Source organism: Janthinobacterium sp. 1_2014MBL_MicDiv (assembly GCF_001865675.1).
Lineage (GTDB): Bacteria > Pseudomonadota > Gammaproteobacteria > Burkholderiales > Burkholderiaceae_D > Janthinobacterium.
In genome coordinates this window covers 2,484,868-2,511,183 of record NZ_CP011319.1, presented here as the reverse complement: position 1 = coordinate 2,511,183, position 26,316 = coordinate 2,484,868, and the positions used below count along the sequence as shown (strand labels likewise).

Annotated in this window: 23 protein-coding genes; 11 read left to right on the top strand and 12 right to left on the bottom strand. The window is 66.6% G+C overall.

Going from position 1 to position 26,316, the window contains the following annotated elements; genetic code table 11:
* Positions 1 to 9 precede the first annotated feature (9 nt).
* The 5 genes from YQ44_RS10875 (at position 10) to YQ44_RS10855 (ending at position 6,113) form a co-directional block, all read left to right on the top strand.
* Positions 10 to 396 carry an ATP-binding protein gene (locus YQ44_RS10875; RefSeq protein WP_071326400.1) on the top strand — a complete coding sequence of 129 codons (387 nt, stop codon included), beginning with the start codon at positions 10 to 12 and terminating at the stop codon, positions 394 to 396.
* On the top strand, positions 393 to 1,475 hold the full coding sequence (locus YQ44_RS10870) for an ATP-binding SpoIIE family protein phosphatase (RefSeq protein WP_232251257.1): 1,083 nt from the start codon (positions 393 to 395) through the stop codon (positions 1,473 to 1,475). The genes YQ44_RS10875 and YQ44_RS10870 overlap by 4 nt, the downstream gene beginning before the upstream one ends.
* A complete protein-coding gene (locus YQ44_RS10865) occupies positions 1,472 to 3,295 on the top strand; it encodes an ATP-binding protein (protein WP_071323394.1) in 1,824 nt (607 codons plus the stop codon). The genes YQ44_RS10870 and YQ44_RS10865 overlap by 4 nt, the downstream gene beginning before the upstream one ends.
* Positions 3,282 to 4,796 carry an ATP-binding response regulator gene (locus tag YQ44_RS10860; RefSeq protein ID WP_071326399.1) on the top strand — a complete coding sequence of 505 codons (1,515 nt, stop codon included), beginning with the start codon at positions 3,282 to 3,284 and terminating at the stop codon, positions 4,794 to 4,796. The genes YQ44_RS10865 and YQ44_RS10860 overlap by 14 nt, the downstream gene beginning before the upstream one ends.
* Before the next feature lie 195 nt (positions 4,797 to 4,991).
* Positions 4,992 to 6,113, top strand: a complete 1,122-nt coding sequence (locus YQ44_RS10855; protein ID WP_071323393.1) for a metallophosphoesterase — start codon at positions 4,992 to 4,994, stop codon at positions 6,111 to 6,113.
* A gap of 3 nt (positions 6,114 to 6,116) precedes the next feature.
* Here YQ44_RS10855 and YQ44_RS10850 read toward each other — a convergent pair whose 3' ends face one another.
* The gene (locus YQ44_RS10850) at positions 6,117 to 6,869 is read right to left on the bottom strand and encodes a DUF4303 domain-containing protein (RefSeq protein WP_083411762.1); all 753 of its coding nucleotides are present in this window, start codon (positions 6,867 to 6,869) and stop codon (positions 6,117 to 6,119) included.
* Between the two features lie 16 nt (positions 6,870 to 6,885).
* Positions 6,886 to 7,809, bottom strand: coding sequence for a LysR family transcriptional regulator (locus YQ44_RS10845; RefSeq protein WP_071323392.1), 924 nt, complete (start codon positions 7,807 to 7,809; stop codon positions 6,886 to 6,888).
* A gap of 124 nt (positions 7,810 to 7,933) precedes the next feature.
* Here YQ44_RS10845 and YQ44_RS10840 point away from each other — a divergent pair, with 124 nt between their 5' ends.
* The gene (locus tag YQ44_RS10840; protein ID WP_071323391.1) at positions 7,934 to 8,698 is read left to right on the top strand and encodes an SDR family oxidoreductase; all 765 of its coding nucleotides are present in this window, start codon (positions 7,934 to 7,936) and stop codon (positions 8,696 to 8,698) included.
* A gap of 47 nt (positions 8,699 to 8,745) precedes the next feature.
* Here the strand turns inward: YQ44_RS10840 and YQ44_RS10835 are convergent, their stop codons facing one another.
* From YQ44_RS10835 to YQ44_RS10800, 8 genes are all read right to left on the bottom strand, one after another.
* Entirely contained in the window at positions 8,746 to 10,146 is a 1,401-nt protein-coding gene (locus tag YQ44_RS10835; RefSeq protein ID WP_071323390.1) for a cytochrome c, read from the bottom strand.
* The gene (locus tag YQ44_RS10830; protein WP_071323389.1) at positions 10,143 to 11,753 is read right to left on the bottom strand and encodes a GMC family oxidoreductase; all 1,611 of its coding nucleotides are present in this window, start codon (positions 11,751 to 11,753) and stop codon (positions 10,143 to 10,145) included. Before YQ44_RS10830 ends, YQ44_RS10835 begins: the two co-directional genes overlap by 4 nt.
* Before the next feature lie 9 nt (positions 11,754 to 11,762).
* A complete protein-coding gene (locus YQ44_RS10825) occupies positions 11,763 to 12,287 on the bottom strand; it encodes a sorbitol dehydrogenase family protein (protein ID WP_232251256.1) in 525 nt (174 codons plus the stop codon).
* 28 nt (positions 12,288 to 12,315) lie between these two features.
* Entirely contained in the window at positions 12,316 to 13,509 is a 1,194-nt protein-coding gene (locus YQ44_RS10820; protein WP_071323387.1) for a porin, read from the bottom strand.
* Positions 13,510 to 13,877: 368 nt separating this feature from the next.
* On the bottom strand, positions 13,878 to 14,333 hold the full coding sequence (hpaR, locus tag YQ44_RS10815) for a homoprotocatechuate degradation operon regulator HpaR (protein ID WP_232251255.1): 456 nt from the start codon (positions 14,331 to 14,333) through the stop codon (positions 13,878 to 13,880).
* A gap of 88 nt (positions 14,334 to 14,421) precedes the next feature.
* Positions 14,422 to 15,390 carry a DMT family transporter gene (locus tag YQ44_RS10810; protein WP_071323385.1) on the bottom strand — a complete coding sequence of 323 codons (969 nt, stop codon included), beginning with the start codon at positions 15,388 to 15,390 and terminating at the stop codon, positions 14,422 to 14,424.
* 59 nt (positions 15,391 to 15,449) lie between these two features.
* Positions 15,450 to 17,258, bottom strand: a complete 1,809-nt coding sequence (locus YQ44_RS10805) for a DUF885 domain-containing protein (protein ID WP_071323384.1) — start codon at positions 17,256 to 17,258, stop codon at positions 15,450 to 15,452.
* A gap of 65 nt (positions 17,259 to 17,323) precedes the next feature.
* Complete coding sequence (locus YQ44_RS10800) at positions 17,324 to 18,373, bottom strand: LacI family DNA-binding transcriptional regulator (RefSeq protein WP_071323383.1); 1,050 nt, start codon at positions 18,371 to 18,373, stop codon at positions 17,324 to 17,326.
* Between the two features lie 104 nt (positions 18,374 to 18,477).
* Here YQ44_RS10800 and YQ44_RS10795 point away from each other — a divergent pair, with 104 nt between their 5' ends.
* Both YQ44_RS10795 and YQ44_RS10790 read left to right on the top strand, forming a co-directional pair.
* Positions 18,478 to 19,680 carry a phytanoyl-CoA dioxygenase family protein gene (locus YQ44_RS10795; RefSeq protein WP_071323382.1) on the top strand — a complete coding sequence of 401 codons (1,203 nt, stop codon included), beginning with the start codon at positions 18,478 to 18,480 and terminating at the stop codon, positions 19,678 to 19,680.
* A gap of 34 nt (positions 19,681 to 19,714) precedes the next feature.
* Positions 19,715 to 20,833, top strand: a complete 1,119-nt coding sequence (locus YQ44_RS10790; RefSeq protein WP_071326397.1) for a Gfo/Idh/MocA family protein — start codon at positions 19,715 to 19,717, stop codon at positions 20,831 to 20,833.
* Positions 20,834 to 20,966: 133 nt separating this feature from the next.
* On the opposite strand, the gene YQ44_RS10785 is transcribed toward YQ44_RS10790, so the two are convergent.
* Positions 20,967 to 22,976, bottom strand: a complete 2,010-nt coding sequence (locus YQ44_RS10785; protein WP_071323381.1) for a glycoside hydrolase family 3 protein — start codon at positions 22,974 to 22,976, stop codon at positions 20,967 to 20,969.
* A 206-nt stretch (positions 22,977 to 23,182) separates the two neighbouring features.
* Between YQ44_RS10785 and YQ44_RS10780 the strand changes: the two genes are divergently transcribed.
* Together YQ44_RS10780 and YQ44_RS10775 are read left to right on the top strand one after the other, a co-directional pair.
* Positions 23,183 to 24,220, top strand: coding sequence for a helix-turn-helix transcriptional regulator (locus YQ44_RS10780; RefSeq protein WP_071323380.1), 1,038 nt, complete (start codon positions 23,183 to 23,185; stop codon positions 24,218 to 24,220).
* Between the two features lie 284 nt (positions 24,221 to 24,504).
* Positions 24,505 to 25,110, top strand: coding sequence for a hypothetical protein (locus YQ44_RS10775; protein ID WP_156894781.1), 606 nt, complete (start codon positions 24,505 to 24,507; stop codon positions 25,108 to 25,110).
* On the opposite strand, the gene YQ44_RS10770 is transcribed toward YQ44_RS10775, so the two are convergent.
* Positions 25,107 to 25,529 (bottom strand): winged helix-turn-helix transcriptional regulator, encoded by a 423-nt coding sequence (locus YQ44_RS10770; protein WP_071323378.1) that lies wholly within the window; start codon positions 25,527 to 25,529, stop codon positions 25,107 to 25,109. The genes YQ44_RS10775 and YQ44_RS10770 overlap by 4 nt on opposite strands.
* Before the next feature lie 162 nt (positions 25,530 to 25,691).
* Here YQ44_RS10770 and YQ44_RS10765 point away from each other — a divergent pair, with 162 nt between their 5' ends.
* Positions 25,692 to 26,264 (top strand): FMN-dependent NADH-azoreductase, encoded by a 573-nt coding sequence (locus YQ44_RS10765; protein WP_071323377.1) that lies wholly within the window; start codon positions 25,692 to 25,694, stop codon positions 26,262 to 26,264.
* The last annotated feature ends 52 nt before the right edge of the window (positions 26,265 to 26,316 follow it).

Here is a 26,316-nt window from a genome sequence, read left to right as displayed (position 1 = left end):
GCGCAGGTACTGCCGCTGCGCAGCGATGAGGACGTGGTGCGCCTGCGCAAGCAGGTGCGCGACAGCATGGTCGCCATGGGCTTTGGCCTGATCGAACAGACCAAGATCATCACGGCGGCCAGCGAACTGGCGCGCAACACCCTGCGCTACGGCGGCGGCGGCGAGGCGCGCATCGCGCGCGTGCGCGATGGCGCGCGCCTCGGGCTGGAACTGAGCTTTGTCGATGCGGGACCGGGCATCGACGATATTCCCCAGGCGCTGACCGATGGCTATACCACCGGCGGCGGGCTGGGGCTGGGCCTGGGCGGCGCCAAGCGCCTGGCCGACGCATTTCACATCGACACGGCGCCCGGCGCGGGCACCACCGTCACCATCGCGAAATGGAAGCTGTTTTGAACCACCAAGAGCCGTACCCTGACATCCTCAGGCAAAGAAGTTTTCCCATCGGCGAACCGAGCGAAATCGCCGCGGCCCGCCGCGCCGGCAACGAACTGGCACGCCACATCGGCTTCGACGACGTGCGCGCGGGCCAGCTGGCCATCGTCATCAGCGAGGCGGCCACCAACATCGTCAAGCATGCGCGGCGCGGCGAGATCCTGCTGCGCAAGGTGGTGCGCGGCGGCTGCAGCGGCATCGAGGTGCTGGCCATCGACAGCGGGCCAGGCATGGCCAACGTGCGCCAGCACATGCAGGATGGCCATTCCACCACGGGCACGTATGGCGTGGGCCTGGGCGCGATCCGCCGCCTGAGCCAGGAATTCGACCTGTACACGGTACCCGGCAAGGGCACCTTGCTGATGATGGTGGTGTGGGGTCCGCATGCCAGCAGCGCCATCCCCCCCAGTCCGAACTGGCAGGTCGGCGCCGTCTGCCTGCCGCTGGCCTCGGAGCAGGTGTGCGGCGACGCCTGGAACGTGGTGTGCGAAGGCCATGAACTGAGCCTGATGGTGGCCGATGGCCTGGGCCATGGCCCGCTGGCGGCGCGCGCCTCGGACCTGGCCAGCGCGCTGCTCGAAGAGAGCACGCCCGGCCTGCCGCCCCTGCCCGCGCCTTTCATCGAACTGGCCCACGGCGCCCTGCGCGGCACGCGCGGCGCGGCGCTGGCCGTGGCGCATATCGACAGCGCGCGCCAGGAATTGCGCTACGCCGGCGTGGGCAATATCGCCGCCTGCGCCTTTGCGCCGCAACAGCGCCGTCACCTGCTGTCGCACAACGGCATCGTCGGCAGCAACCTGCGCAAGCTGCAGGAATTCCGCTATCCGTGGCAGGTCGGCACCATGCTGATCATGCATTCGGACGGCCTGCACACGCGCTGGGACCTGGAACAGTATCCGGGCCTGGCGCAATGCCATCCGAGCCTGGTCGCCGCCGCGCTGTACCGCGACTTTGCGCGCGGGCGCGACGATGTCACCGTGGTGGTGCTGCGCGAACATGAGGAGCACCAGGCCGCAACCGGAGAAGAAGGGACAGCATGACACAACGCATATTGACCGCCAATATCGCCAGCGAGCTCGATGTCGTCGGGGCGCGCCAGCGCGCGCGGCAGATCGCCGCCCTGTGCGGCTTTGGCGTGCAGGACCAGGTGCGCATCGCCACGGCCGTGTCGGAACTGGCGCGCAATGTATATAACTACGCGGGCAGCGGCAAAGTCCATTTCGCCATCGATGGCCAGACGGCGCCGCAGGTGTTTACCATCCGCATCGAGGACCAGGGCCCCGGCATCGCCCAGCTCGAGCGCATCCTGGCCGGCACCTACCATTCGCCGACGGGCATGGGGCTGGGCATCCTGGGCGCGCAGCGCCTGATGGACCGCTGTCACATCCACAGCGTGCCGGGCCAGGGCACGGAAATCACGCTGCAAAAGCTGTTCCCGCGCGATGCGCCCCTGCTCGACGGGCAGAAAATCGGCACCCTCTCCGGCAGCCTGCAGGCGCTGCCATCGGACATCACCGTGGCCGAGGTGCAGCAGCAGAACCGCGAGCTGCTGGGCACCCTGGCCGAACTGAAGACGCGCCAGGAAGACTTGCTGCAGCTGACGCGCGAACTGGAAGACACCAACCGCGGCGTGGTGGCGCTGTACGCCGAACTCGATGAAAAGGCCGACCACCTGCGCCGCGCCGACCAGATGAAATCGCGCTTCCTGTCGAACATGAGCCATGAATTCCGCACGCCGCTCAGCTCCATCCGCGCGCTGGCCAAGCTGCTGCTCGACAGGGTCGATGGCGAGCTGTCGGCGGAACAGGAAAAACAGGTGCTGTTCATCCTGCAGGGCGCCGTCAGCCTGAGCGACCTGGTCAACGACTTGCTGGACCTGGCCAAGATCGAGGCGGGCAAGGTCGACGTGCACGCCAACAGCTTCCAGGTGGCCGACCTGTTCAGCGCCCTGCGCGGCATGCTGCGTCCGCTGCTGGTGTCCGAGTCGCTCACGCTCACCTTCCTCGATCCCGATGCGGGCCTGCAGATCCATACGGACGAAGGCAAGCTGTCGCAAATCCTGCGCAACTTCATCTCCAACGCCCTCAAGTTCACCGAGGCCGGCGCCATCGTCGTCAGCGCCACGCCACTGCCGGAACAGGACGCGATCCGCTTTTCCGTCTCCGACACGGGCCTGGGCATCGGCGCCGAGGACGTGCAGATGATCTTCGAGGAATTCAGCCAGGTGGAAAACCACATGCAGCGCAAGGTCAAGGGCACGGGCCTCGGCCTGCCCCTGTGCCGCAACCTGGCCACCCTGCTCAATGGCACGGTGGCCGTGGAAAGCACGCCGGGCCAGGGCTCGCTGTTTTCCGTCGTCCTGCCCGTGCGCTACGACGCGCCCGAAGGCAGCCTGCCGCCCTGCGCGCCGGCCAACGACAACGGCAACGACCAGCGCATCGCCGTGCTGGTGGTGGAAGACAATCCCCCCATCCGCCTGCTGTATGAAAAATTTTTGGCCGGCAGCGAATTTCGCGTGGTGGCCGCGCGCAGCGTGCGCGAAGCGGAGGAACGCTGGGAACAGCAGCGGCCCGCCGCCGTCATCCTCGACATCCTGCTGCACGGCGAAAGCGCCTGGCACTGGCTGGCGGAATTGAAAAACGACCCGCTGCGGCGCCAGGTGCCGATCATCGTTGCCACCGAAATCGAGGACCAGCGCAAGGGCCTGGCGCTGGGCGCCGACGCCTATTACGTCAAGCCCCTGCTGCGCCAGCAGCTGCTGTCCACCCTGCGCGCCCTGATCGGCAATCCACACCACCGGCAAGAACCGGCCCCGCCGCAAGGCACAACCACCTGGAACAATGCGCATGCTACCGGATAAAAACAGCGATGCACTGATCCTGAACGTGGATGACAGCGACGGCGCACGCTACGCCAAATCGCGCATCCTCACCCGCGCCGGCTTCAAGGTGATCGAAGCGTCGAACGGTGGCGACGCGCTGCTGCGCGCGCGCCAGGACCGCCCCAACCTGATCCTGCTCGACGTCAAGCTGCCCGACATCAACGGCCTGGAAGTGTGCCGCCAGCTGAAAGGTGGCGCCGACACCAACACCATCCTGGTGCTGCAGACGTCCGCCTCGTGCATCGGCACGGCCGACAAGATCCGCGCCCTCGACGGCGGCGCCGACAACTACCTGGTCGAACCGATCGAAGCCGATGAACTGATCGCCAACGTCCGGGCGCTGCTGCGCCTGGGCCAGGTCGAGCGCGAACTGCGCGACGTCGACCGCCGCAAGGATGAATTCCTGGCCACCCTCGCGCATGAACTGCGCAATCCGCTGGGACCGATCCGCACGGCGCTGGCCCTGCTGTGCAAGCTCGATCCCGTCGTGCCGGCCATGCAGGACAATGCGCGCCGCACCATCGCCCGCCATACGGACCACCTGGTGCGCCTGGTGGACGACCTGCTCGACGTGTCGCGCATTTCGCAGGGCAAGATCTCGCTGCAGTGGGAAAGCGTCAGCCTGGCCAGCGTGATCCGCAGCGCGCTGGAGACCAGTTCGCACAGCATCGAGGCGCGCGGCCACGCGCTGGACGTCAAGCTGCCCTCGGAAGAACTGTGGGTCTGCGGCGACGCCGTGCGGCTGTCGCAGATCGTCGCCAACCTGCTGCTCAACGCGGCCAAGTTCACGGCGCCGGGCGGGCGCATCGCCATTTGCGCCGCGCGCGAAGGCGACAACGTGGCCATCCGCCTCAGCGACAACGGCATCGGCATCGCCGCCGCCAGCATCGACAGCATCTTCGGCCTGTTCGCCCAGAGCGGCCATTCGCCCGACCGCGTGCAGGACGGCCTGGGCATCGGCCTGTCGCTGGTGCGCAACCTGGTCGAGCTGCACGGCGGCCAGGTCAGCGTGCACAGTCCGGGCGTGGGCCTGGGCAGCACCTTTGAAGTCCATCTGCCGCTCGACGCCAACGTGCCGCTGCCGGCGCCACCCGCGGCGCCAGCCGATGCTGGCGGCAGCCAGCGCATCCTCGTCGTCGACGACAACTGCGATGCGGCCGACACCTTGGCCGAATTGCTGGAAATGTACGGCCACACGGTGCGCACGGCCTACACGGGTGCCCAGGCCACCGAGCGCACGCTGGAATTCAGGCCCGACATCGTCTTCCTCGACATCGGCCTGCCCGACATGAACGGCTATGAAGTCGCCGTCGCCCTGCGCAAGCTGCCGATCCCGCAGCAATTCCTGCTGGTGGCGCTGACCGGCTACGGCCAGGAACACGACAGGCAAGCCGCCATGCAGGCCGGTTTCAACGAGCATTTTGCCAAGCCTGTCGATTTCGGCAAGCTGGCCACGCTGGGACTGCATATCGGCCAGTGAGCGCCATCACCCCGCCCCGGGAGCGGCGGCCCGCCCGCATAACGCTTCGGCTATAATCGGCGCGTGCGAAACGCGACGGTCTCGGCCTTGCCGCGATGCGGCAGCGGCGGCGGCCAGCGATGCGCGCCGCCGCCCGGACGGCAGCCCGTGCGCACCGCCCGCGCCTATCCCGGCCCCCATTTCTGGAACCATGACATGAAAACCCGCACGCCGCTGCTGCGCATCACCATGATACTGGGCGCCCTGCACGCCCTGCTGGGCTGGCTGCTGCTGCCGGCGCTGCCCATCGGCCTGGCCGGCTGGCTGCTGGGCGGCGCCGTCTTGCTGGCCTCGACCATGCTGATGCCGATGACGATCTTCGCCCGCGCCGTCACCGGCGATGCGCGCCTGGCCGACCGCCTCAGCTGGGCTGGTTCTCTGTGCATGGGCTTTTTTTCCTCGCTGTTCGTGCTCACGCTGCTGCGCGCACTGCTGATGTTCATTCCCGCCGCGCGCCCGCATGCGCAGGCGTCCGCCATCGCCGTCCTGCTCCTGGCGCTGCTGGCCACCATCGCCGGCTTCGTCAACGCGCGCCGGGTGGCCAGGGTGCGCGATGTCGACGTGCCGATTGCCGGCCTGCCGCCGGCGCTGCACAACTTCACCATCGTGCAGCTGAGCGACATCCACGTCGGCGCCACCATCAAGCGCGCCTACGTCGAGGCCATCGTGGCGCGCGCCAACGGCCTGCAGGCGGATGCCATCGCCATCACGGGCGACGTCGTCGACGGCACGGTGGCGCAGCTGGGGGCGCACACGGCGCCGCTGGGCGAGCTGCGCGCGCGCCATGGCGTGTTTCTGGTGACGGGCAACCACGAATACTATTCGGGCGCCGGCCCGTGGGTCGCGGAATTTCGCCGCCTGGGCTTGCGCGTGCTGATGAACGAGCACGCGATCCTCGAGCACGACGGCGCGCGCCTGGCGCTGGCCGGCGTGACCGACTTCAATGCGGCCGGTTTCGATCCAGCCCAGAAGAGCGACCCGCGGGCCGCCATCGCCGGCGCGCCGGCCGCCATCCCGCGCATCCTGCTGGCGCACCAGCCACGCAGCGTGCCGGAAGCGGAGCTGGCCGGCTACGACCTGCAATTGTCGGGCCACACGCACGGCGGACAGTTCTGGCCGTGGAATCTGTTCGTGCCGCTGCAGCAGCCGTATGTGGCCGGCCTGCACCGGCGCGGCCGCCTGTGGATTTACGTCAGCCGCGGCACCGGCTACTGGGGCCCGCCCAAGCGCATCGGCGCGCCGGCCGAGATCACGAGACTGAGGCTGGTGGCGGCATGAAGCCTAGTCGGCCCAGCTGGCCATCCACGCCTCGAAACGTGCCAGCACCGCCGGCGGATTCAAGCGCGCCATGGCGCCTTCCACCGCTTCGCTGTCGCTGACCTCGAACAGCAGCACGCTATCGTCGCGCTGCGCGCCGGCGCCGAACGCGCCTTCGGCATCGAGCTGCGCCAGCGCCGCGATGCAGGCCTCGAACACGCCCGTGCGGAAGGTCGCGAAATCCACGTCGAACGGCAAGTCGCGGTGGGCCTGCAACAGCAGGCGGTAGGCGCTGTCGAAATACGCGCCGCCATCGTCAAACGCCCATTCGGCAGGGTTCCACAGCATCTCGTCGCCATACTCCGAGGCCGCCAGCGCTTCGCGGCTATTCGCCATGGGGCCGATGGTCATGGCACTGTCGTCGCTGACCAGCGCGAACGCGTTGATGTGCTGTCCGGGATGGGCGGCGCGCACGGCATCGAAGGCCAGGCGCGCGGCGTCCGCCACCAGGCTTTGCAGCAGCGCGACATCGAATGCGGCGGGGTCGATCAAGCTTTCACGCGCCAGCGCATGGCCATCGGCCAGCGCCGCCTGGCAATGGACGGCGTACGCGGCGCGCGCCTGCGCCGCGCTGGCATAGTCGCTGCGCGTTTCCTCGCCCCAGGTCATGGCGGCGCCGCCGGCCGTCCAGACCGTCGTGCCGAACACGCGCACCTCGCGGAAGCGGGCCGGCTGATCGCCGTCAAAGGTGTAAAACAGGCTGTAATTAGCAGGCATGCGTGCTTTCTCTTCGTTAGTCGGGCCGCATCTGGGCGGCGAAATCGCGCTGGCGGAACTGCTCCAGCAAGAAATCGACGAACACGCGCGTCTTCGCCGGCAGCAGCTTCTTGCTCGGATAGTATATCGACAGGGGCCCGGAATCGGCATGCCAGCCGGGCAGCAGCCGCAGCAGGGCGCCGCTGCGCAAATGGGGCAGCGCATGCGGCATGGGCAGCAGCGCCACGCCGACGCCCATGATGGCCGCCTGCGCCATCGCTTCCGGATCGTCGAAGATGGCGCGCGGCCGGCATTCGGCCACGCCCTCGCCGCCCCGGCCATCGCGCAGTATCCAGCTGCGCAGGCGCCCGCTGCCGGCCGAACGGCGCGCCACGCCGTCGAATGGCGCCAGGTCCGACGGATGCACGGGCATGGTCTTACCCTGCATGAAGGCGGGCGACGCCGTGGCCACGATGTGCGCATGCCCCAATTCGCGCGCCACCACGCCCGGCGTCAGTTCGATGCCGCCGCCGATGGCGACATCGAAGCCTTCGCCCACGAGGTCCACCTGGCGGTTGTCGAAATGGCAGTCGGGGATCACGCCCGGGTAGCGCGCGATGAATTCGCCGAGCAGCGGCACCACGTAGCTGCGCCCGAACGACGGCGCCATGCTGATCTTCAGCACGCCGGCCGGCTGGCCGCCCTCCTCGGCCACGTCGGCGATGGCTTCGCGCAGGGTGGCCAGGGCGCCGCCGATCTGCTGCAGGAAGCGTTCGCCCCCTTCCGTCAGGGTCAGGCGCCGCGTGCTGCGCTGGAACAGGCGCAGCCCGAGGCTCGCTTCCAGGCGCGCCACGTTCTTGCTGACGGCAGCCGGCGTCAGCCCCAGGCGGCGCGCGGCCGCGGAAAAGCTGCCCGCCTCGGCCGACAGCACGAATGATTGCAAATGATTGAGGGCGTCCATGCGCCTATTCTACCCGCTCATTTGATAGCAATGGTTGAAAGTGATTGTAGCGATTCATGGCTAGCGCGCCAGGAATGAAAGGCAGATACTGAACTCCTCGACTCCCCACACAGAAAGTTACATCATGCACACCCAAGCCAACACCACTTCCCCATCACTGCTGAACAAGATCGCCTTCGTCACGGGCGGCTCGCGCGGCATCGGCGCCGCCATCGTGCGCCGCCTGGCCCTGCAGGGCGCCACCGTCGTCTTCACTTACCAGAGTTCCGCGTCCGAAGCGCAGGCGCTGGCAGGCAAGGTGGAAGCGGCCGGCGGCAAGGCGCTGGCCGTGCAGGCCGATGCGGCCGACGCGGCAGCCCTGACGGCGGCCATCGACCAGGTGGCGGCGCAGTTCGGCCGCGTCGATATCCTCGTCAACAACGCCGGCGTCTTCCTGCCCGGCGCCATCGACGATTTTTCGCTGGCGGACTTCGACAAGACCGTGGCCGTCAACGTGCGCGCCGTCTTCGTCGCCATCAAGGCGGCCGTGGCGCACATGCAGACGGGCGGACGCATCATCAACATCGGCAGCACGAATGCGCACCGCATGCCGTTCGGCGGCGCGGCCGCCTACGCCATGAGCAAATCGGCGCTGAGCGGCCTGACGCAAGGCCTGTCGCGCGACCTGGGCCCGCGCGGCATCACCATCAACAACGTGGAACCGGGCCCCGTCGCCACCGACATGAATCCGCCGACGGGCGACTTCGCCGACCTGATGCACGGCCTGATGGCCCTGCCGCGCCACGGCAGCGCCGATGAAATCGCCGGCATGGTGGCCTACCTGGCCAGCGAAGAAGCGGCATTCGTCACGGGCGCAGGACTGAAGATCGACGGCGGTTTTGCCGCATAAAAAAAGGGCCAGGCTTTCCAGCCTGGCCCCAGCGTATGCTTCGGCGTTTACGCTTGCTTGCGCCGGCGTCCGCGCCACCACAGCAGCAGCGCCAGCAGCACCAGCACGCCGACGATGATGCCGGCGCGGGCCAGGCCGATCAGGTTGGACGGCGCGCCGCCGTTGCGCAGGGTCGTCACCTGTTCCGCCGTCACCTTGACGGCGGGATTGCCGTACATCTGCTGCACGTAATTGCCGAGGGTGACGATCTGCTCGTCCGACAGGGTCTGGCGGAAGGCCGGCATCAGGTGGCCCGCGGCATGACTGCCTTTGCCATCCTGGCGCTCCACGCCATCGAGTATCGCCATCACCAGGTTGTTGCTGTTGCTGCGGCCCGTCACCGAGTTGTGGAACAGCGGCGGCAGGCTGCCGTCGAAACTGCCCTCACCCCTGGCCTGGTGGCAGCTGGCGCACTGCGCATCGTACAACTGCGCACCCGACATCTTGTTCAGGTTTTGCGGCAGCGGCACGCCCCGGATCGCATTGAGCGCGTCGCCCGCCTGCCCCCATTGCGTCACCGCTTGCGTGTCGGCCTTGTCGCGGATGGCGGGCACGCTCTTGACGTAGTGCGCGATGGCGTTCAAGTCCGCATCGCTCAGGTGCTTCAGGCTATGGTCGATGGCTTCGGCCATCGGTCCGGCCGCCTGCGCCTTGTTGGCAGCGCGGCCCGTGCGCAGGTAGTCGACCAGGTCTTGCTGGCTCCAGCTGCCGACGCCGCTGTTGACGTCCGAGGTGATATTCGGCGCATGCCAGGTGCCCAGGTCGGCGCCGCCCAGCTCTTTCGACAACTGCTCGGCCATCAGCGCATTGCGCGGCGTATGGCAGGTGGTGCAGTGCGCCAGGCCCTGCGCCAGGTAGGCGCCGCGGTTCCACTCCATGCTCTTGGCCGTATCGGCCACGAACGGTTTCTTGTCGAGGAACAGCCAATTCCAGCCCGCCATCGACAGGCGGATGTTGAACGGGAATGGCAGATCCGTCGTTTGCGCCGGCGCCGCGTCCACGGCCGCCACGCCATGCATGAAGTAATCGTACAGGGCCGCCGTGTCCTCGTCCGTCACCTTGGCGTAGGCCGTGTAGGGCATCGCCGGATAAAGGTTGGCGCCGTCGGCCCGCACGCCATGGCGCACGGCGTCGGAAAACTGCTTGAGCGTGTAGTTGCCGATGCCGTGCGTTTTGGACGGCGTGATGTTGGTGGCATAGACGGCGCCCAGCGGCGTGGCCAGGGCCAGGCCGCCCGCCATCGGCTTGCCGCCGGGCACGCTATGGCAGGCGATGCAGTCGCCGGCCGTGGCCAGGTAGCGGCCACGCTCGATCGCCGCCGCATCCGGACTGGATGCGCCGGCAGCCAGCACGGGCAAGGCCAGGGACAGCAAGGCGGCGCCCGCCGCCAGTCTGAAGGCCGCCATCATGCCGTTCCTCCCTGTTGTTCGTCGAGGATGTGCTTGACGGTGCGCAGTGCGACGGCCAGGCCGTTTTCCGTCGAATTGCAGGTGCCGGACGTCGGCAGCACGCCGGTACTGCACAGGAACAGGTTGGCGTGGTCGAAGGTGCGGCCCCACTGGTCGCACACGGCCTTGGCGGGGTCGGAACCCATCGACAGGGTGCCGCAGATGTGCTGGTTGTTGGCGAACACGCCTTCCTTGCTGTGGCGCAGATTGGTGCCGCCCATCAGTTTCGCGATCTGCTCGAAATCCTGCTTCGAGCGTTCATGGCCGCGCTTCGTGTAGTCGTCGATCGCATAGTGCGCCTGCGGCTTGGGAATGCCCATGGCATCCTTTTCGCTGCTCAGGGCGATGCGGTTTTCCGGGTTCGGCAGCACTTCCAGCACGTTTTTCAGGCTCATTTCGCGCGCCGAGCGGAAACGCAGCTGCTGTTCGAATGCTTCGCCAAACACGCCCTTGCCGATCAGTTCCTTCGAGGCGCCATCGACGCGCGAGATGTTCGTGAAGTCCAGGCGGTATGGCGAATGCTGGCTGCGGAAGTCGCCGTCGCGCATGGTGTTGATGGAATTGGGGCTTTGCGGGCCCCGGCCCAGCCACAGGTCTTCATCGGCGTCGAAAGTGATCGAGGTGCTCGGATGGTCCATCAGGTTGCGGCCCACCATGTCGCTGCTGTTGGCCAGGCCGTTCGGGTATTTGTCCGAGGCGGAAACGAGCAGCAAGCGGGGGCTTTCGATGCCGTTGGCGGCCAAAATGAAAGTCTTGGCCGTGACGCGGTGGCTCTTCCTGTCGACGTCGTAGTACAGCGCGGCCGTGATGCGGCCCTGCGCATCGTGTTCCAGCTTGTAGACGTTGGCATTGCAGACGATCTTCACGCCCGCGTCTTCCGCCTGCTGCGCGGCGATGCCGCCGTGGTATTGCGCGTCGATGGGGCAGATCGGCTGGCAGCTGTTGTTGCCGCAGCAGGCCGGGCGGCCATCGTAGCCGACGCTGTTGCGCGCCACCGTGTTGCCGACCACCTTGAACGAGGGGTCGAGGCGCTCGCGGATGCGGCGCATCGCGTACGGCTCCGTCACGGGGTCCATCGGGAAGGCCTGCTTGCGCGGCGAGCCGGTATTGTCGGCGCCCGAGACGCCCATGATCTCTTCCGCTTCCTGGTAAAACGGCTCCAGGTCTGCATAGCTGATCGGCCAGTCGACGCCGACGCCATACAGGGTGTGGATGCGGAAGTCGTTCGGCACGTTGCGCCAGGCCTGCGCGGCCCAGTGCCACGAGGTGCCGCCGAACTGGCGGATGTACTCGGCCGGATACGGATACGGGCCGGCCTGCACCAGGTAGCCGTTATCCTTCGGCTGGTAGATCGGGTGCGGCGCCGTGGCCACCGATGGATACGGCGACATCCAGTCGCTGCGGCGCGTCGTGTTGCGGAAGCGCGCGACGATTTCGCCGCGCGACACGCGCGGCCCCGCTTCCAGGATCAGCACCGAGGCGCCGGCCAGCGCCAGCTTGCGCGCGGCCAGCGAGCCGATGATGCCGGAGCCGATCACGAGGTAATCGGCGGTCAGTTGTTCAGCCATGATGGCTCCTTAAATTGGTTTTCTGGCCCAGCTGCCGTAGGCGCCGTAGGAATACGTGGGAGGCTTCAGGACGTCGGCCACGACGGCCGCGTTCAGTGCCTGCTCGTAGGCGACGCAGACGGCCGCCTCGCCCGTGCCGACGATGCCCAGGTACCAGGCGCTGGCGATCTGGCGCGGCAGGGCCGCCAGCGGCGACTGCGCCGGATCGAGCGCATCGAGCGCTTCCTGCAGGCCGCCTGCCTGCAAGCCCTGCGCATTGATCAGGGCCAGCAATGCGCGCACATTCGCGGGGAAGGCGGCGTCCTGCGCCACCAGCGCGTCATACAGGCGCCTGGCCAGCACGGGATCGAGCACCTGGCGCCCCACCAGCATGGCCGACACGCCCAGGAAGGCGCCCTGCTCCACGTCGGCGACCGGTTCGGCCAGCGCCCAGGGTATCAGCGCCGCGGCCGAAGCCGACAGCAAACCGGCCAGCACCATGCGGCGGCCGGGATTGAGAGGGCCGCGGCCCTCCTTATTGTGTGTAGCGTCCAATTGAAGCTCCCGTGAGTTCAGCAACCGTTCAGAAAGAATGCTTGAGACCGACCATGACCACCGTCTGGCCGCCGTTCGACGACGGCGTGCCGTTCTGCGAATCGCCGACCGAGGCGACGGCGTTGACGATATCGCCGTTCTGGCCCAGGGTCTGGCCGCGCGCCAGCTGGCGCGCTTCGATCAGGTAGATCGCGGTGCGCTTCGACAGCGCATACGTCTGTTCGAACGACAGCTGGCGGTAGCGCGCGCGGTCGGCGATGCCGTTGGCGTGGCTGGCGAAGGTATCGCTGTAGCCGGCCGCCAGGAACCACCGCGGCGTCAGCTGGTAGCTCGAGATCAGGCCGGCCGTGTTGAAGATGGCCGTGTCGCGGAAGGTGGAATGGCTGCCCGCCTGGTACTGCACGTTGCTGGCATTCGCACCCACCATCCACTTGCCCATCGTGTAGCGCGCGCTGGCGGCGATGAATTCGATGCTGTCGGCCGAAACATAGCCCTGGTTGAGGGCCGACACGCCGAAGCTGCCGGAGGCGTTGCTGTTCCAGCCGGCCTGGCCGCTCATGGCCATGCTGCTGGCCGCGTTCCGGCCATTTTTCAGTTTCAAATAGCCGAGCGCGAATTCGGCCGGCGACGTGCTGTACTTGACGGCGGCGCTGAAGCTGCTGCCCACGGCATTGCCGTCGGCCGCTTCGCCAAAGCCGTATTGCGCGCTGGCCTGCAGGCCGCGCCACGCCGGCATGCTGTAGCTCAGGGAATTGCTGATGCGCACGGTGGTGTCGAGGCCGTCGATATCGCCAGGGTGGGCACCGGTGGCGCCCGTCAGGACATTGCTCGATGCCAAAGATCCCACCAGCAGGTAGTACGGCGTGTACTGGCGGCCGGCCGTCAGGGTGCCGTAGGCCGTCGATTGCAGGCCCACGTAGGCCTGGCGGTTGAACAGGGAGTCGGCCGAACTTTGCGCGCCCGTATCGCTTTCAAAGCCGTTTTCCAGCAGGAACAGCGCCTTCAGGTCGCCGCCCAGGTCTTCCACGCCCTGGAAACCGATCTTGCTGGCAGACAAACTGCCGCTGCGCATATACGTGTTCGAATTGCCGCCCTGGTTGCTCGCGTATGCGGTGGCCGCGTCGACAACGCCATAGATGCTGACGTTGCTTTGGGCGCAAACGTTTGCGCCAAGCAGTGAAAAGGCGGCCAGCGCCGTAGCGCGCATGCAAGTATTCTTCATTATTTTTCCTGACTTTCCTGATTTATTGTACGCCTGGCAAGTAGTGCCGCCGCGATGGCGCAGTACCGGCCTCGACGCCGCGTTGCCGCCCGATCCGTTGACCGGCGCGCCCGCTGTTCTTCTTGATTTGGATCAAGTGAGGCAAATTATACGCTTATTTACTCACATGTAAGTGATTGACTATAAGGCATAGTCTTATAGCAAAACTTTCTTGTGTCTTATAGCAAAACAGACAAAAACGGGGCCGCAAGCCCGGCATATGCCGAAAATGATGACGACAGGCGTGGACAAAGCAGCGGCGGCGCATGCAGAAAACATGCGCCGGTTGGTGCTTCAGGAGGAAGGAGAGAGGTAGCGGGTGCGGCCGTTCAGCGCAGGATGGCGGGCGCCACCGGCAGGGTTTCCAGCGCAATGAAGGCTTCCAGGGTGCGGCGCATGTCCTCGAACACCTGCTTGCCGTAGGCCGCTTCCAGGTTTTCGTATTGCAAGTCGATCAGCTTGCCCATCTGCAGCAGCAGGCTGGCGCCCGCTTCCGACAGGTGCACCTTGCGGCGGCGCTGGTCGCCTTCGAACTTGCTGCGTCCGATCAAGCCGATTTCTTCCATGCGGGCCAGGATGCCGCTCATGCTGGGGCTGGAAATCTGGCAGATGTCGCACAGCTCGCGCGGCTCCAGGGTCGGGCTTTCATTCAGCGCGCGCATGATGCGCCACTGCTGCTCCGTCACGCCGAAGTGATTGAGGATGGGACGGAAGTGCTGCAGCAGGCTGTCGCGCGCCTTCAGCAGCAGTTGCGGCATGTTCGGATAACGGATCGGTAATTGCAAGCGGAACTCCCATGGAAGGCAAGCATCATTGTCGTAATTATACGGCCCGGCCAGTGCAAACGGCAGGCTGGCAACCATGTATTTTTCGCTATGTCCGCCCTTCCCCGCGCTCCGGCTCCTGCTGCGCATGCCGCTGCACGGACCACAGCACGCCCGCCGTCAGCAAGAGCATCGCCGCCCATTCCAGCGGACGTGGCATGCGCTGCGCGTAGACGAAGCCATACAGCAGCGCGAACAGGGTTTCGGACAGGATCAGCTGGCCCGACAGCGTCACCGGCACCAGGCGCGAGGCCATGTTCCACAGGTAGTTGCCGATCACGGAAGCGCCCAGCGCCAGCAGCAGGCACACGAGCCAGAAGACGGGCCAGTCGCGGCCGGGGACCGCCTGACCGCCCGCCTCGCCCGCCTGCTGCAGGGCCAGCGCCACGGCGCCGGCGGCCAGGGCGATGACGCCGCTGGCCAGGCCATACAGCATCGACCATTCCACGGAACTGAAATGCGCGTGGCGCTTGAGAAAACGGGCATTGTCGAGCGCATACCAGGTCCAGCAGGCAAGCGCGCAGGCGGCGCACAGCACGCCGAGCAGCTTGTGCGCCAGGCTGGCGCCGCCCGCCGCCACGCCCACGTCATGGCTGAAGACATCGAGATTGATGCAGGCGATGCCCAGGGCCACCACCAGCAGCGGCCAGGCCAGGCGGCGCAGCGGCAGCGCGCCGTGGTCCTTGCGGCCCAGGATGGTGACGCTCAGGGGCAGCAGGCCGATGATCAGCGAGGTGGCCGCCACGCCGGCCAGCTTGACGCCGTACGCCAGCAACAGGTAATACACGACGTTGCCGGCCAGGGCCTGGCGCAGCATGGCCAGCCAGTCGCCGCGCCGCAAGCGCCGCAGCAGCGGCAACAGGCGCGGCAGCATCAGGCCGGCCGCCAGCGCGCCATAGCAGACGTAGCGGCCGACCATCAGCTCGAACGGCGAAAAATCGGGCAGCAGGGCCGGCACGATGAAAACGGCGCCCCAGAAGGCGCCCGCCAGCAAACCAAATACGATCCCACGCCACATGCCCGCCACTCACGTCATCATTTCAAGGACGCCAGTATGGCATGCGGCGCAGGCTGCCGTCAGCCCTTGGCCTTGCGCTGCGCGGGGATGAAGTGCTCGCGCACGGCCTTGGCCAGCAGGTCCGGCGGCAGCAAGCCCTGGCCCAGTAGGAAGTTGTTGAAGGCCAGGCGGTCGAATTGCGCGCCCAGCGCCAGCTCCGTTTCCGCGCGCAGCTGCAGGATGCGCGTATAGCCATAGAAATAGCTGCCCGCCTGGCCCGGCGCATTGAAGGTGTAGCGGTCGAGTTCCTGGCGCGCCATCGGCGCCGACAGCATCACTTCCTCCGTCAGGATGCGGCCCGCCTCTTCGCGCGTCACCTGCCCCAGGTTCAGCATCGGGTCGAGCATGGCGCGCGCCGCGCGCAGCATGCGGAACTGCAGCGCGATGAACTGGCCCTCGGCCGGTTCGTACGGGATCATTTCCGCTTCCGCGTACAGGGCCCAGCCCTCCACGTTGACGCTGTTGAACGCGTACAGGCTGCGCGCCTGCGACACGCCGCGCTCCACCATGGCGCTGAACTGCAGCTCGTGGCCGGGGCGGCCTTCGTGCGCGCTCAAGGTCCAGGCGGCGCCGGCAAAATTGAAATCGTCATAGGCCTCGCCCTTGCCGCTGGCAGCCGGATTGCTGACAGGCAGGACGAACTGGCCGTGTTCCCCCGTATTGCCGATCAGCGGAGGCGGACGCATGTGCGGCGCCGGCTGGGCCGCCGATTCCGCCGCCGACGCCAGGCGCATGGTCATGGCGCGCTGCGGCAGGTCGACCACGCGCTGGGCGCGGATGCGCTCCTCGAGCTGCGTATTGACGCCCTTGTAGTGCGCTTCGAGCCGCTCGTTGGGAATGGAATCGCTTTTCAGCGCGCGCAGCACCTGGCGGTAATCCGCGCCGTCGACGCCCTTCAAGGCCAGCCTGGCCGCCACCACGGGCGCCAGCGCCTGCATGGCCGCGCGCGTTTCCAGGTAGGCCACTTCCGCCCGCTCGACCAGCGCGCGCGGTTCGATGTCGATGCCCACCTGCTTCAGGCGGAACGCGTACAGCTCGGGCGCCATGCGGAAATCCGTGCGCGCCAGCGGCAGCACCACTTGCCTTTCCCATGCCGCATACTCGTTCAGTTGCTGTTCCATGGCCGCCAGCGCGCCCTCCGCGCCGCCAATCTGCATGTCGGCGAACAGCTTGCGGATGCCGGCGATATACGTCGGCACGTTTTCCAGCGACTGCTCCACCTGCCGGCGCACTGGGCCTGCCAGTCCCGTCTGGCCGATCTTTTCCGTGAAGCGCGCTTGCGCCTGCGCCGTGATCGGCGTGTTGCCCGGATACTGGCCCACGTAGCGCTGCAGCCGTTCGAGCGCCTTGGCGCGGCGCGCGGCCGGACGCTGCTCCTGCAGCAGGCTTTGCATGCTGCCAAAGACCATTTGCGGCACGTCGACCCACGGCAAGCTGTGTTGGGCGTCGAGCTGGACGCCGGCGATTTCCTGGTCGACGGCGCCGATCAAAATTTCCAGATCCTGGCGAATGCGTTCGTCGCGCTCCAGTTCCAGCTTTTGCTGCAGCTGCGCGCGCGCCTGCTGCATGGCCGCCACATGGCGCTCCGTGATGTTCGGCCCCAGGTCGGCCGCCAGGCCGTCGTATTGCGCCAGGCCCGTGTCGGAGGCGTCTTCGGGCGAAAACTGCGCCTGCGCCGCCAGCACGATGGCGGCGTTGCGGTTGCTGGCATCGACCCAGGCCGACGACGCGCTGGCCACTGCGGGAGCGGCGGCCAGCGCGGGCATGGCGAACGCGATGGAGAGTGCCGCGGCAAGCACGGTCTGATGCAAAGTCGGAATGACGGACATCGGGGATTCCTTCCAGGGGTGAGCGATGAGCGAAGCGGCGAGTATCGGCCAGGCCCGGACGACTGTCAATTCACCGCGCCCAGGGCCGGCAGGTTCCACGGCGTGACCACCTGGATGGCGGATAGCGGCTGCGGCCGCGCCAGGGCCGGCAGCGCGCCCTGCGCGCGCAGGATTTCCTGGCAGGCGCGGCGCATGTCCTGGCCCAGGTCGTGGTGCAGCACGGCCTGGATCGCGCCCGAGCGCAGCAGCGCCACATTGTCGGCATCGAGGTCGTGGCCGATGAAGACCCGGCATGGCCGGCCCGCCTGCGCGAACGCCTGCACGATGGCGGCATTGCCGCCGCCGATCGAATACACGGCGGCGATGCCTGTATGCCCGACCAGGGCCTGGCGCACCAGCGCGCCCGTGGCGCCGTCGATGCCGTGGCCCTCGCTCACTTCGACGATGCTCAGATGGCGGTGCCGCTCGCGCAGCGCGCGGCGAAAGCCGATCTCGCGCTCTTCCTCGCCGTGAAAGCGGTTGCTGCTGAGAGTCACCAGCACCTGCTGCTTCTGGCGCTTTTTCTCCTCCCCCAGCCACTGGCCGATCAGGTAGGCGGCCGTCTCCCCCGCCGCACGGTTGTCCATGCCCACGTAGCCGCGACGCGCGGAGCCCGGCACGTCCGTCACCAGGGTCACCACGGGGATGCCGGCCGCCGCCAGCCGGTTCACGGCTTCGGCCACCGACGGCAAGTCCGGCGCCTTGAGCAGCACGCCGTGGCTGCCATTTTTGCGGATGCGTTCGAGCAGCGCGACGATTTTTTCCACTTCCAGCGTTTCATGCAGGTGAAAACGCGAACGCAGCACGGCCGGGTGCAGCGACGGCAGTTCGGCTTCCAGCGCCGCGCGCACGGCATCGGTAAAGCGCTGCGGCGCCACCATCACCACGTCGAGCATGAATTTTTTCCCCGCCAGCCCCACCTGCGTGCTTTGCCGCGCCAGTTCGTCGAGCGCCTGCATCACGCGGCGCACGGTGGTCGCGTGCACGCCGCCGCGCTGTTTGAGCACGCGGTCGACGGTGGCCACGCTGACGCCGGCCTGCAGCGCCACGACCTTGACGGGGAAAGGATGGGTCATGCGATGTCCAATTCGAATTGATGGTTTTTTGATGGATTTCTTGATGAAAAATGCAGCTTTTCATCCCTATACTGATTCTACAACTTAAACAATGGAGACAAAACATGCACACTACCGACGCCGGCGCGGAGTCGCCTTCCGCGCCCTCCCCCTGCTGGCTGTCGCCGCAAGACTGCCGGCTGGAGGATTTCATCCGCGCCGTCGAACGGCGCACGGCGCTGGCCGACTATCCGCACGCCGCCGCGGTGGAAGCGAATATCCTCGTCTACGACTGCGATGCCGTGCGCGCGCTGGCCGCCGGTCCCTCCGCGCTGCGCGCGCTGCAGGCGGAATGGGGCCGGGCCCTGATGGAGGGGCCTGGCGTGGTGGTGCTGCAAGGCGCCGTCGACGATCTCGATACGCTGGACCGGGTGAGCGGCGTGTTTCGCGACCTGATCGCCGAACAGCAGGCCAGCGGCCAGGCGGCGGGCGACCATTTCGCCAGGCCGGGCGCGAACGACCGCATCTGGAACGCCCAGCAAAAGCTGTGCTTGCGGGCGCCCGACGCCTTCGCCCGCTATTACGCCAATCCCGTCTTTGCCTGGATATCGCAGGCCTGGCTGGGGCCGGCCTACCAGATGACGGCGCAGGTGAACGTCGTCAACCCTGGCGGGGCCGCGCAAGCGCCGCACCGCGACTACCACCTGGGCTTCCAGAGCGCCGCCGCCTGCGCCGCGTATCCCGCACCCGTGCACCAGATGTCCGCCCTCCTGACCCTGCAGGGCGCCGTCGCCCATGGCGACATGCCGCTGGCATCGGGACCGACGCTGTACCTGCCCTATTCGCAGACGTATCGGGAAGGCTTTCTCGCCTGGCAGCAGAGCGCTTTCCGTGATTATTTCGCGCAGCATTGCGTGCAGCTGCCGCTGTCCAAAGGCGACGCCGTGTTCTTCAACCCAGCCCTGTTCCATGCGGCCGGGCATAACCGCTCGCCCGACATCCGGCGCATGGCCAACCTGCTGCAAGTGTCGTCGCCATTCGGCCGCGCGATGGAAGCGCTGGACCGCAAGGCCATGAGCGCCACCCTGTATCCGGCCCTGCAGGCGCTGCGCGCGCAGGGCGGCCTGTCCGCCGATGGCATCGCCCACGCGATTGCCGCCTGCGCCGAAGGCTATGCCTTTCCCAGCAACCTCGATCGCGACCAGCCGATCGGCGGCATGGCGCCGCCCACGCAGCAGCAGCTCATGCACGAGGCGCTGGCGCAGGATTGGCCGCCGGCGCGCTTCCGCGATGCGCTGGACAGCCACGCCTGGCGCCAGCAAGCCTGAATCCGACACCGCCATCACACTGGAGACTCCCCGCATGCACAACATCCACATCGGCCTCATCGGCGCCGGCTACATGGGCAAGGCCCACACCATCGCCTACAAGGCCGTGCGCAGCATCTTCCCCACGGCACGCCATCCCGTGTGCGAATGCATCGCCACCAGCAGCGAAGAAAGCGCGGCCCGCAGCGCGCGGGAACTGGGCTGGAACCGCGCCACGGGCGACTGGCGCGCACTCGTCAACGATCCCGCCATCGACGCCATCGTCGTCGCCACGCCGCCGGCCACGCACAAGGACATCGTGCTGGCCGCGCTGGCCCTGGGCAAACCCGTGTTCTGCGAAAAGCCGCTGGGCTATTCCGCCGCCGAGTCCCTGCAGCTGGCGCAGGCGGCCGAACAGGCGGGCGTGGCCAACATGGTCGGCTATAACTACATCCGCACGCCGGCCAGCCAGCTGGCGCGGCAGATCATCGCGTCGGGAGAAATCGGCGAGATCATCCACATCGCCGCGGAACACGTGGAAGACTATCTGCACGACCCGCGCGCGCCCGCCTCATGGCGCACGCGCGCGGCGACGGCGACGCGGGCCGGCGCGCTGGCCGACGTCGGCTCGCACCTGATCAACCTGGCCCTGCGCCTCGGTGGTCCCGTCGACGCGCTGGTGGCGGACATGAATACCGTGCACGCGCAGCGCCAGAGCCCGCAGGGCATGGAAGCGGTGGAAAACGACGACCAGGGGAACCTGATGCTGCGCTTCGCCAGCGGCGCCCTCGGCGCGCTGACCTTCAGCCGCGTGGCGGCCGGACGCAAGATGGGCTACACCTACCGCATCACGGGGACGAAAGGCGCGATTGCCTTCGACCAGGAAGACCAGAATGCACTGTGGCTGTACGACGCCAGCCGCCCGGCGCAGCGCCAGGGCTTCCAGCGCCTGCTGATGGGCCCAGCCCACCCCGACTACCTGGCATTTTCCCAGGGCGCGGGGCACGGCACCGGCTACAACGAGCAGATCGTCATCGAGGCGCGCGATTTTTTGCAGGCGATTGCCGGCGGCGAAGCGGTCTGGCCCACCTTCCGCGATGGCTACGAGGTGGACCGGGTGATCGAGGGGGCGCTGCGCTCCGTGCAGGAGCGCAGCTGGATCACCCTGTGCTGAACGCCTATCAAAACCTGCTGCGCGCCGTGATTTACGGCCTCCGAGGCTCACTGCACTATCGTGCAGTTGCGCGTCCCGAAGCAACGGGGGCGCCGAGCATCCCTTCCGCTCGCTACGGTTTTGTTAGGCGTTATCAGTACGCCAGGCCGTAGCCGAACTTGTACAGCGGATGGGCCGTGTCATACGGCACGTCCGACTTCTGCACCTGCACTTCGGCCATCGACGACGGCAGCTCGAACGGCAGCTTGCCTTGCGGCTTGGCCTTGCCCGTCAAGACATCGAACAGCGCGCCGTCGCTGACGCCGAAGTTGGCGACGATGGCGCTGGCCTTGTCCTGCACGTTGCCGAGGATGGCCGGGCGGTCCAGGTAGACGGTGACCACCGTCTTCGGCGCGAATTTCGCCGCATTCTTGATCGCCTCGTAGTCGGCGTCGCCATCGACATAGTTCAGGCGCCCTTCGTGCTGCATGCTGCCGAAGATGTAGTTCGGGTGCAGGATTTCATATGGCGCGGCCACGCGCAGCAGGGCCACGTCCGCTTCCTGCGGCGTGGCGACCACCGTGTAGCCGTACTTTTGCGCCACGGCCGCGTCGATGCCATATAAATACACCTTCTTGACGGCGGCGGCCAGCGGCAAGACCTTGTCCTTGTTTTCCAGCAAGACCAGCGAACGGCGCTGGGCGTCAACGCCCGCCTCGACGAAGTCCGCCTTGCCCACGGTGGCCGCCGCCTTGGCCGCATCGACGAACGGATGCTCGAACAAGCCCTGCTTGAATTTCTGCACCAGGATGCGGCGCGCCGAAGCGTTGATGCGCGCTTCCGTCAATTGGCCGCGCTGCACGGCTTGCGTCAGGTACGGCGCTTCCGTCACGCCCCCAAACTGGTCCATTCCGGCCGTCACGGCCTTCACGTAGCGTTCGGCCTTGGTGGCGTCTTCCATGCCCCATGGCGTGCCGAAGCCGATGAACGACGGCGCCACGCCCGGCGCCGTGCCATTGCGGCAGTTGGCGTCGCAGTCGGAAGTGATGCCCCAGTCGGACAGGATCACGCCCTCGAAGCCATATTTTCCGCGCAGCAAGTCCGTCAGCATGGTCTTGCTGAAACCGGCCGCCACCTGTTCCAGCGTGATGCCGTCGATCGTGATATTGCCGTCCGGCAGCGCATACGTGGGCATGACGGATGCCGCCTTGGCCGTGAACGCCCCTTCGAACGGCTTCACGTGATACGCAAAATTATTACCTGGATAGGTCATGTAGCGGCCATAGTAATTGTGGCCGTCGAAGCCCTCTTTCGTCGCGCCATAGCCGACCCAGTGCTTGACGACGGCTACCACGCTGCCGTCATGCAAGCCCGTGTTGCCATCCTGGAAGCCCTCGATATAGTGCTGCACCATGCGCTTGGCCAGGTCGGCATCCTCGCCGAAGGTGCCGTTGATGCGCGACCAGCGCGGCTCGGTGGCCAGATCGGCCTGCGGCGACAGCGCCTGCGTGATGCCGACGGCCAGGTATTCCTGGCGCGCGATGTCGCCGAAGCGGCGCACCAGCGCATCGTCGCCGATGGCCGCCAGGCCCAGGGTTTCCGGCCACTGCGAAAAACCCTTGGTGCCGGCGCTGGCGCCCACCGTGTACTGGAAATGGTGACGCGGGTCGGTGCTGATGGAGACGGGAATACCCAGACGCGACGTTTCGCTCAGGGCTTGCAGCTTGTTGTATTGCGCCGCCATGTTGGCAGAATCGCCCGCCATGCGCGTAATAAACGTGTTGACGTACTGCTTGACGATCAGGTCTTGCAAGGCCGCCAGGTCATACGCGCCACCAAGGCCGATGCCGGACGGATCGGACGCCGTGGGCGCCGTGCCATGCATCATCAGGCCCGCCTTTTCATCGAGCGTCATGCGCGACAGCAGGTCGTCGGCGCGCGCCTCGGCCGACAGGCGCCAGTCCTCGTACGGCTCGATCTTGCCGCTGCGGTTCATGTCCTTGAAGGTATAGCCGTCAACCTTGACCAGATTGAAGGTGGTGGCGCCGAACTCGGGCTGCGTGTATTCCTCGCTGACGGTGTCGTTGCCGCAGGCGGCCAGGGCAAGCGTGGCGATGCAGCCGGCGACCACGCGGGCCATCGGTTTCAATGTGCAATTCATCATTATCTCCAAGACTGTTTTTGTAGGTATCCGGGCCGCTTCAGGGCAGCCCGGATCCAATATAGCGTGAGAATCCGTGAGTTTCTTGACCGCGCAGCACGCGTTTTATACCGGCGAAAACAATTTTTGGTTAGACGGCGCGACAACCAACAATTTCCTACAAAGTGCTAATATTTGTGAAAAATTACTACAACAAGCAGGAGACACCCTTGCACAAAGCCGATACGCGCACGGTCTCGAACCGCATTGCGCAGCAATACGCGCGGGCCATGCAGGCCGATGGCCACGATCCCGCCGATTTTTTCCGCCAGACGGGCATCACGCCGGCGCAGCTGAGCGAGCCTGGCGGCCGCATCAACGCCGACCGGCACCGGCGCATGACGGCCTACGCCCAGCAGTTGCCGGCGCACCGCGGCATCCTCGATCTCGACGTCACGCACTGGTTCGCGCATTTTTCCGGCGTCGCCCACGTCTGCTTCAACCGCCCCACCCTGCGCAACGCCCTGCACGAGATGCTGCATTTGCGGGGCCTGATCGGCGAATTCGATTTCATGCTGATGAGCGAAAGCGGCACGCGCATCGAGATCGAATACCTGTCCGAGTTTTGCCCGGTCGGCGGCGCCATGCAGGCGCTGGCCAATTTCCGCATGCTGTCGCTGGTCACGCGCGCCTACGACACGGGCGCGCCGACAGCCTTCCAGGCGAGCTTCCAGGGCAAGGCGCCGTGGTTCGCGCCGGCCGTCTCCGAATGCTTCGGCGCCGCGGCCACCTATGGCCAGGGGCGCAATACATTGACCTTTGACGCGCCGGGCATGGACCGGCCCTTCGCCCAGTTCAACGCCATGCTGGCGCCGCACGCGCTGCGCCACGCCCAGGCGCAGCTGCAGAAGCTGCACGGCGCGCAGCTGTTTTCGGCGCGCGTGGAGCAAGCCATCATCGATTTACTGGGCCGGCAAGGTGCGGGCGACGCCGACGGCGCCTCGCTGCTGCCGGCCCTGTGCGACGGCCTGGCGATGAACCGCTGGACCTTGCAGCGCCAGCTGCAGCAGGAGCAAACATCGTTCCGCGCCCTGGAATTGCGCGCCAAGAGCCGCGAATCGCGCCGGCTGCTGCGTGAAACGAGCATGAGCGTGGCGGAAATCGGCGACCGCCTGGGCTTTTCCTCGCAAAGCGCGTTCACGCGCTTCTTCAAGACGCAGTTCGAGCTGCCGCCCGCGCGCTACCGCAACGACGTGCAAAGCAGTTAAAAGAACGGGAAAGAGCTGGCGCGGATATGCCATCACGCCATTTGGACTGCGGCCACCGCGCCGCCGGCGCCCGGCGCCACAGCGACCGCGCCCATGAACAGGGATACGTCAGGCGCACGCCGCGCAAGGTGAGGTCGCTGGTGCGTTTTGGGCGGCCAGCCTGGCGACCGGCCCGCCATGCTGGCGGCGATCAGTCAAGCGATAACCTGATCCGCGTCAACGGCGGCAGGGAGCAGCGTTGATGCGGCCCAATACCGCGCCATATTGCCGCCAGCGGGCCGTCCTTGGCAGGAACCACGGGCTTCGACACGGATCCAATGGTTTGGTGGCGTCAGGCAGGCACGCACAGCCCTGCCTCCGCTTGCCAAGGCCATCCACGCAGAGAGGACAATATGGATCCGGACATCGTCGCCTTGCAACAGCAGCACAGCGCGCTGCACACAGCCGTACATGCACTGCAAAACAAGTGGCACATCACCGTGACGGTCGCCGCCGTGCTGGGCGCGCTCGGCATTGTGTTGGCAACCTTCCTGTTCAATGCCATGACAGAGCTGGAAAAGACGAAACGGGAACTGGTCGCGGGCACGCGGGATCTGGAGCTGGCCAAGACACAGGCCGGCAAGGACATCAGCGAACAGCGCGAACAAGCCATGAAGCAAGTTTCCGCGGCCGTCTACGCTGCCCTGGAAGCGAGCAAGGCGCCCATGATAGGCGCCTGGTTGGCGGAGGAACGCAAGCAGCGCGAAGAAAAAGATGTGCTGCAAAGCAAATGGATACGCTACATCTATGCCCAGGCCAATGCCAACGGCCAGACTAACCCCTATGCCAATGGCTGGTGGCAGGATAGCCTGAAAAAAAGCCAGCAAGCCGTCGATCTCGAACTGCCTTAACGCCTCAATGCCTGCGGTGAAGACAGTTTCCCTGCATCACCGACCGGCGGCAACTGGGCATCAAACGCCAGCCGCGCCGCATCGATGGCGTCGCGGTGGCCGTAGGCCCAGGCGCCCAGCGCGCTGATGGGGATCAGGAGCGAGCGCCCGAGGTCCGTCAGCGCGTAATCGACGCGCGGCGGCACGGTGGCAAACACGGTGCGCGTCACCAGGCCGTCGCGCTCGAGCCCGCGCAGGGTCAAGGTCAGCATGCGCTGCGAAATGCCGCCGATCACGCGGCGCATCTCGTTGAAGCGCTTGGTGCCATTACCGAGCAACATCACCACCATCACGCTCCATTTGTCGCCCACGCGCGTGAGGATATCCGTGATGGGGCGGCACGAATCTGCCACGCCAGCATGGCCGCCCTCGTCGCGCATGCGCCGCTCCAGCTCGGCCCTTTGCGCGGCCGCGTCTCCAATAGTCACATCCGTGTGCCCCAGTGTGGAAAAAGTGCCTTCTTGTGCGTTCATTTTATAGTCACTATATTAGCCTCGGTAACAAATCCATACCACCCGATCATACCACCCAAGAAGGCTCACATGAACATCCTGCATATCGATTCGAGCGTCCTCGGCGACTATTCCGTCAGCCGCCAGTTGTCCGCCGCCATCGTGGCCCACCTGCAGGCGGCCGCGCCGGGCGCCGCCGTCCATTACCGCGACCTGGCCGCGCAGCCGCTGCCGCAGTTCACGGCCGCCCCCAGCGACGCCGATGGCGTCGTCCTTGCCGCTGCGCTCGAACAAGTGCTGGCCGCCGACGTCATCGTCATCGGCGCCCCCATGTACAACTTCGCCATCCCCAGCCAGCTCAAATCGTGGCTGGACGCGCTGGCCGTACCGGGCAAGACGTTCCAGTACGGCGCCAACGGCCCGGAAGGCTTGCTGGGCGCCAAGCGCGTAATCATCGCCTCGTCGCGCGGCGGCTACTACGGCGCCGACACGCCGATGGCCAGCCTGGAACACCAGGAAAGCCATCTGCGCAGCTTCCTCGGCTTCCTCGGCATCACCGAGCCCGAAATCGTGCGCGCCGAAGGCGTCAAGGTCAGCGACGAAGCCAGGGCGCAAGCCTTGGACGCCGCGTTCGAACAGATCGGAATGCTGCAGGCGGCGTAATCACGGCGGATTTTCTGGCTGCGGCGGAAACTGTTTCGGCGTAGCCAGAGTG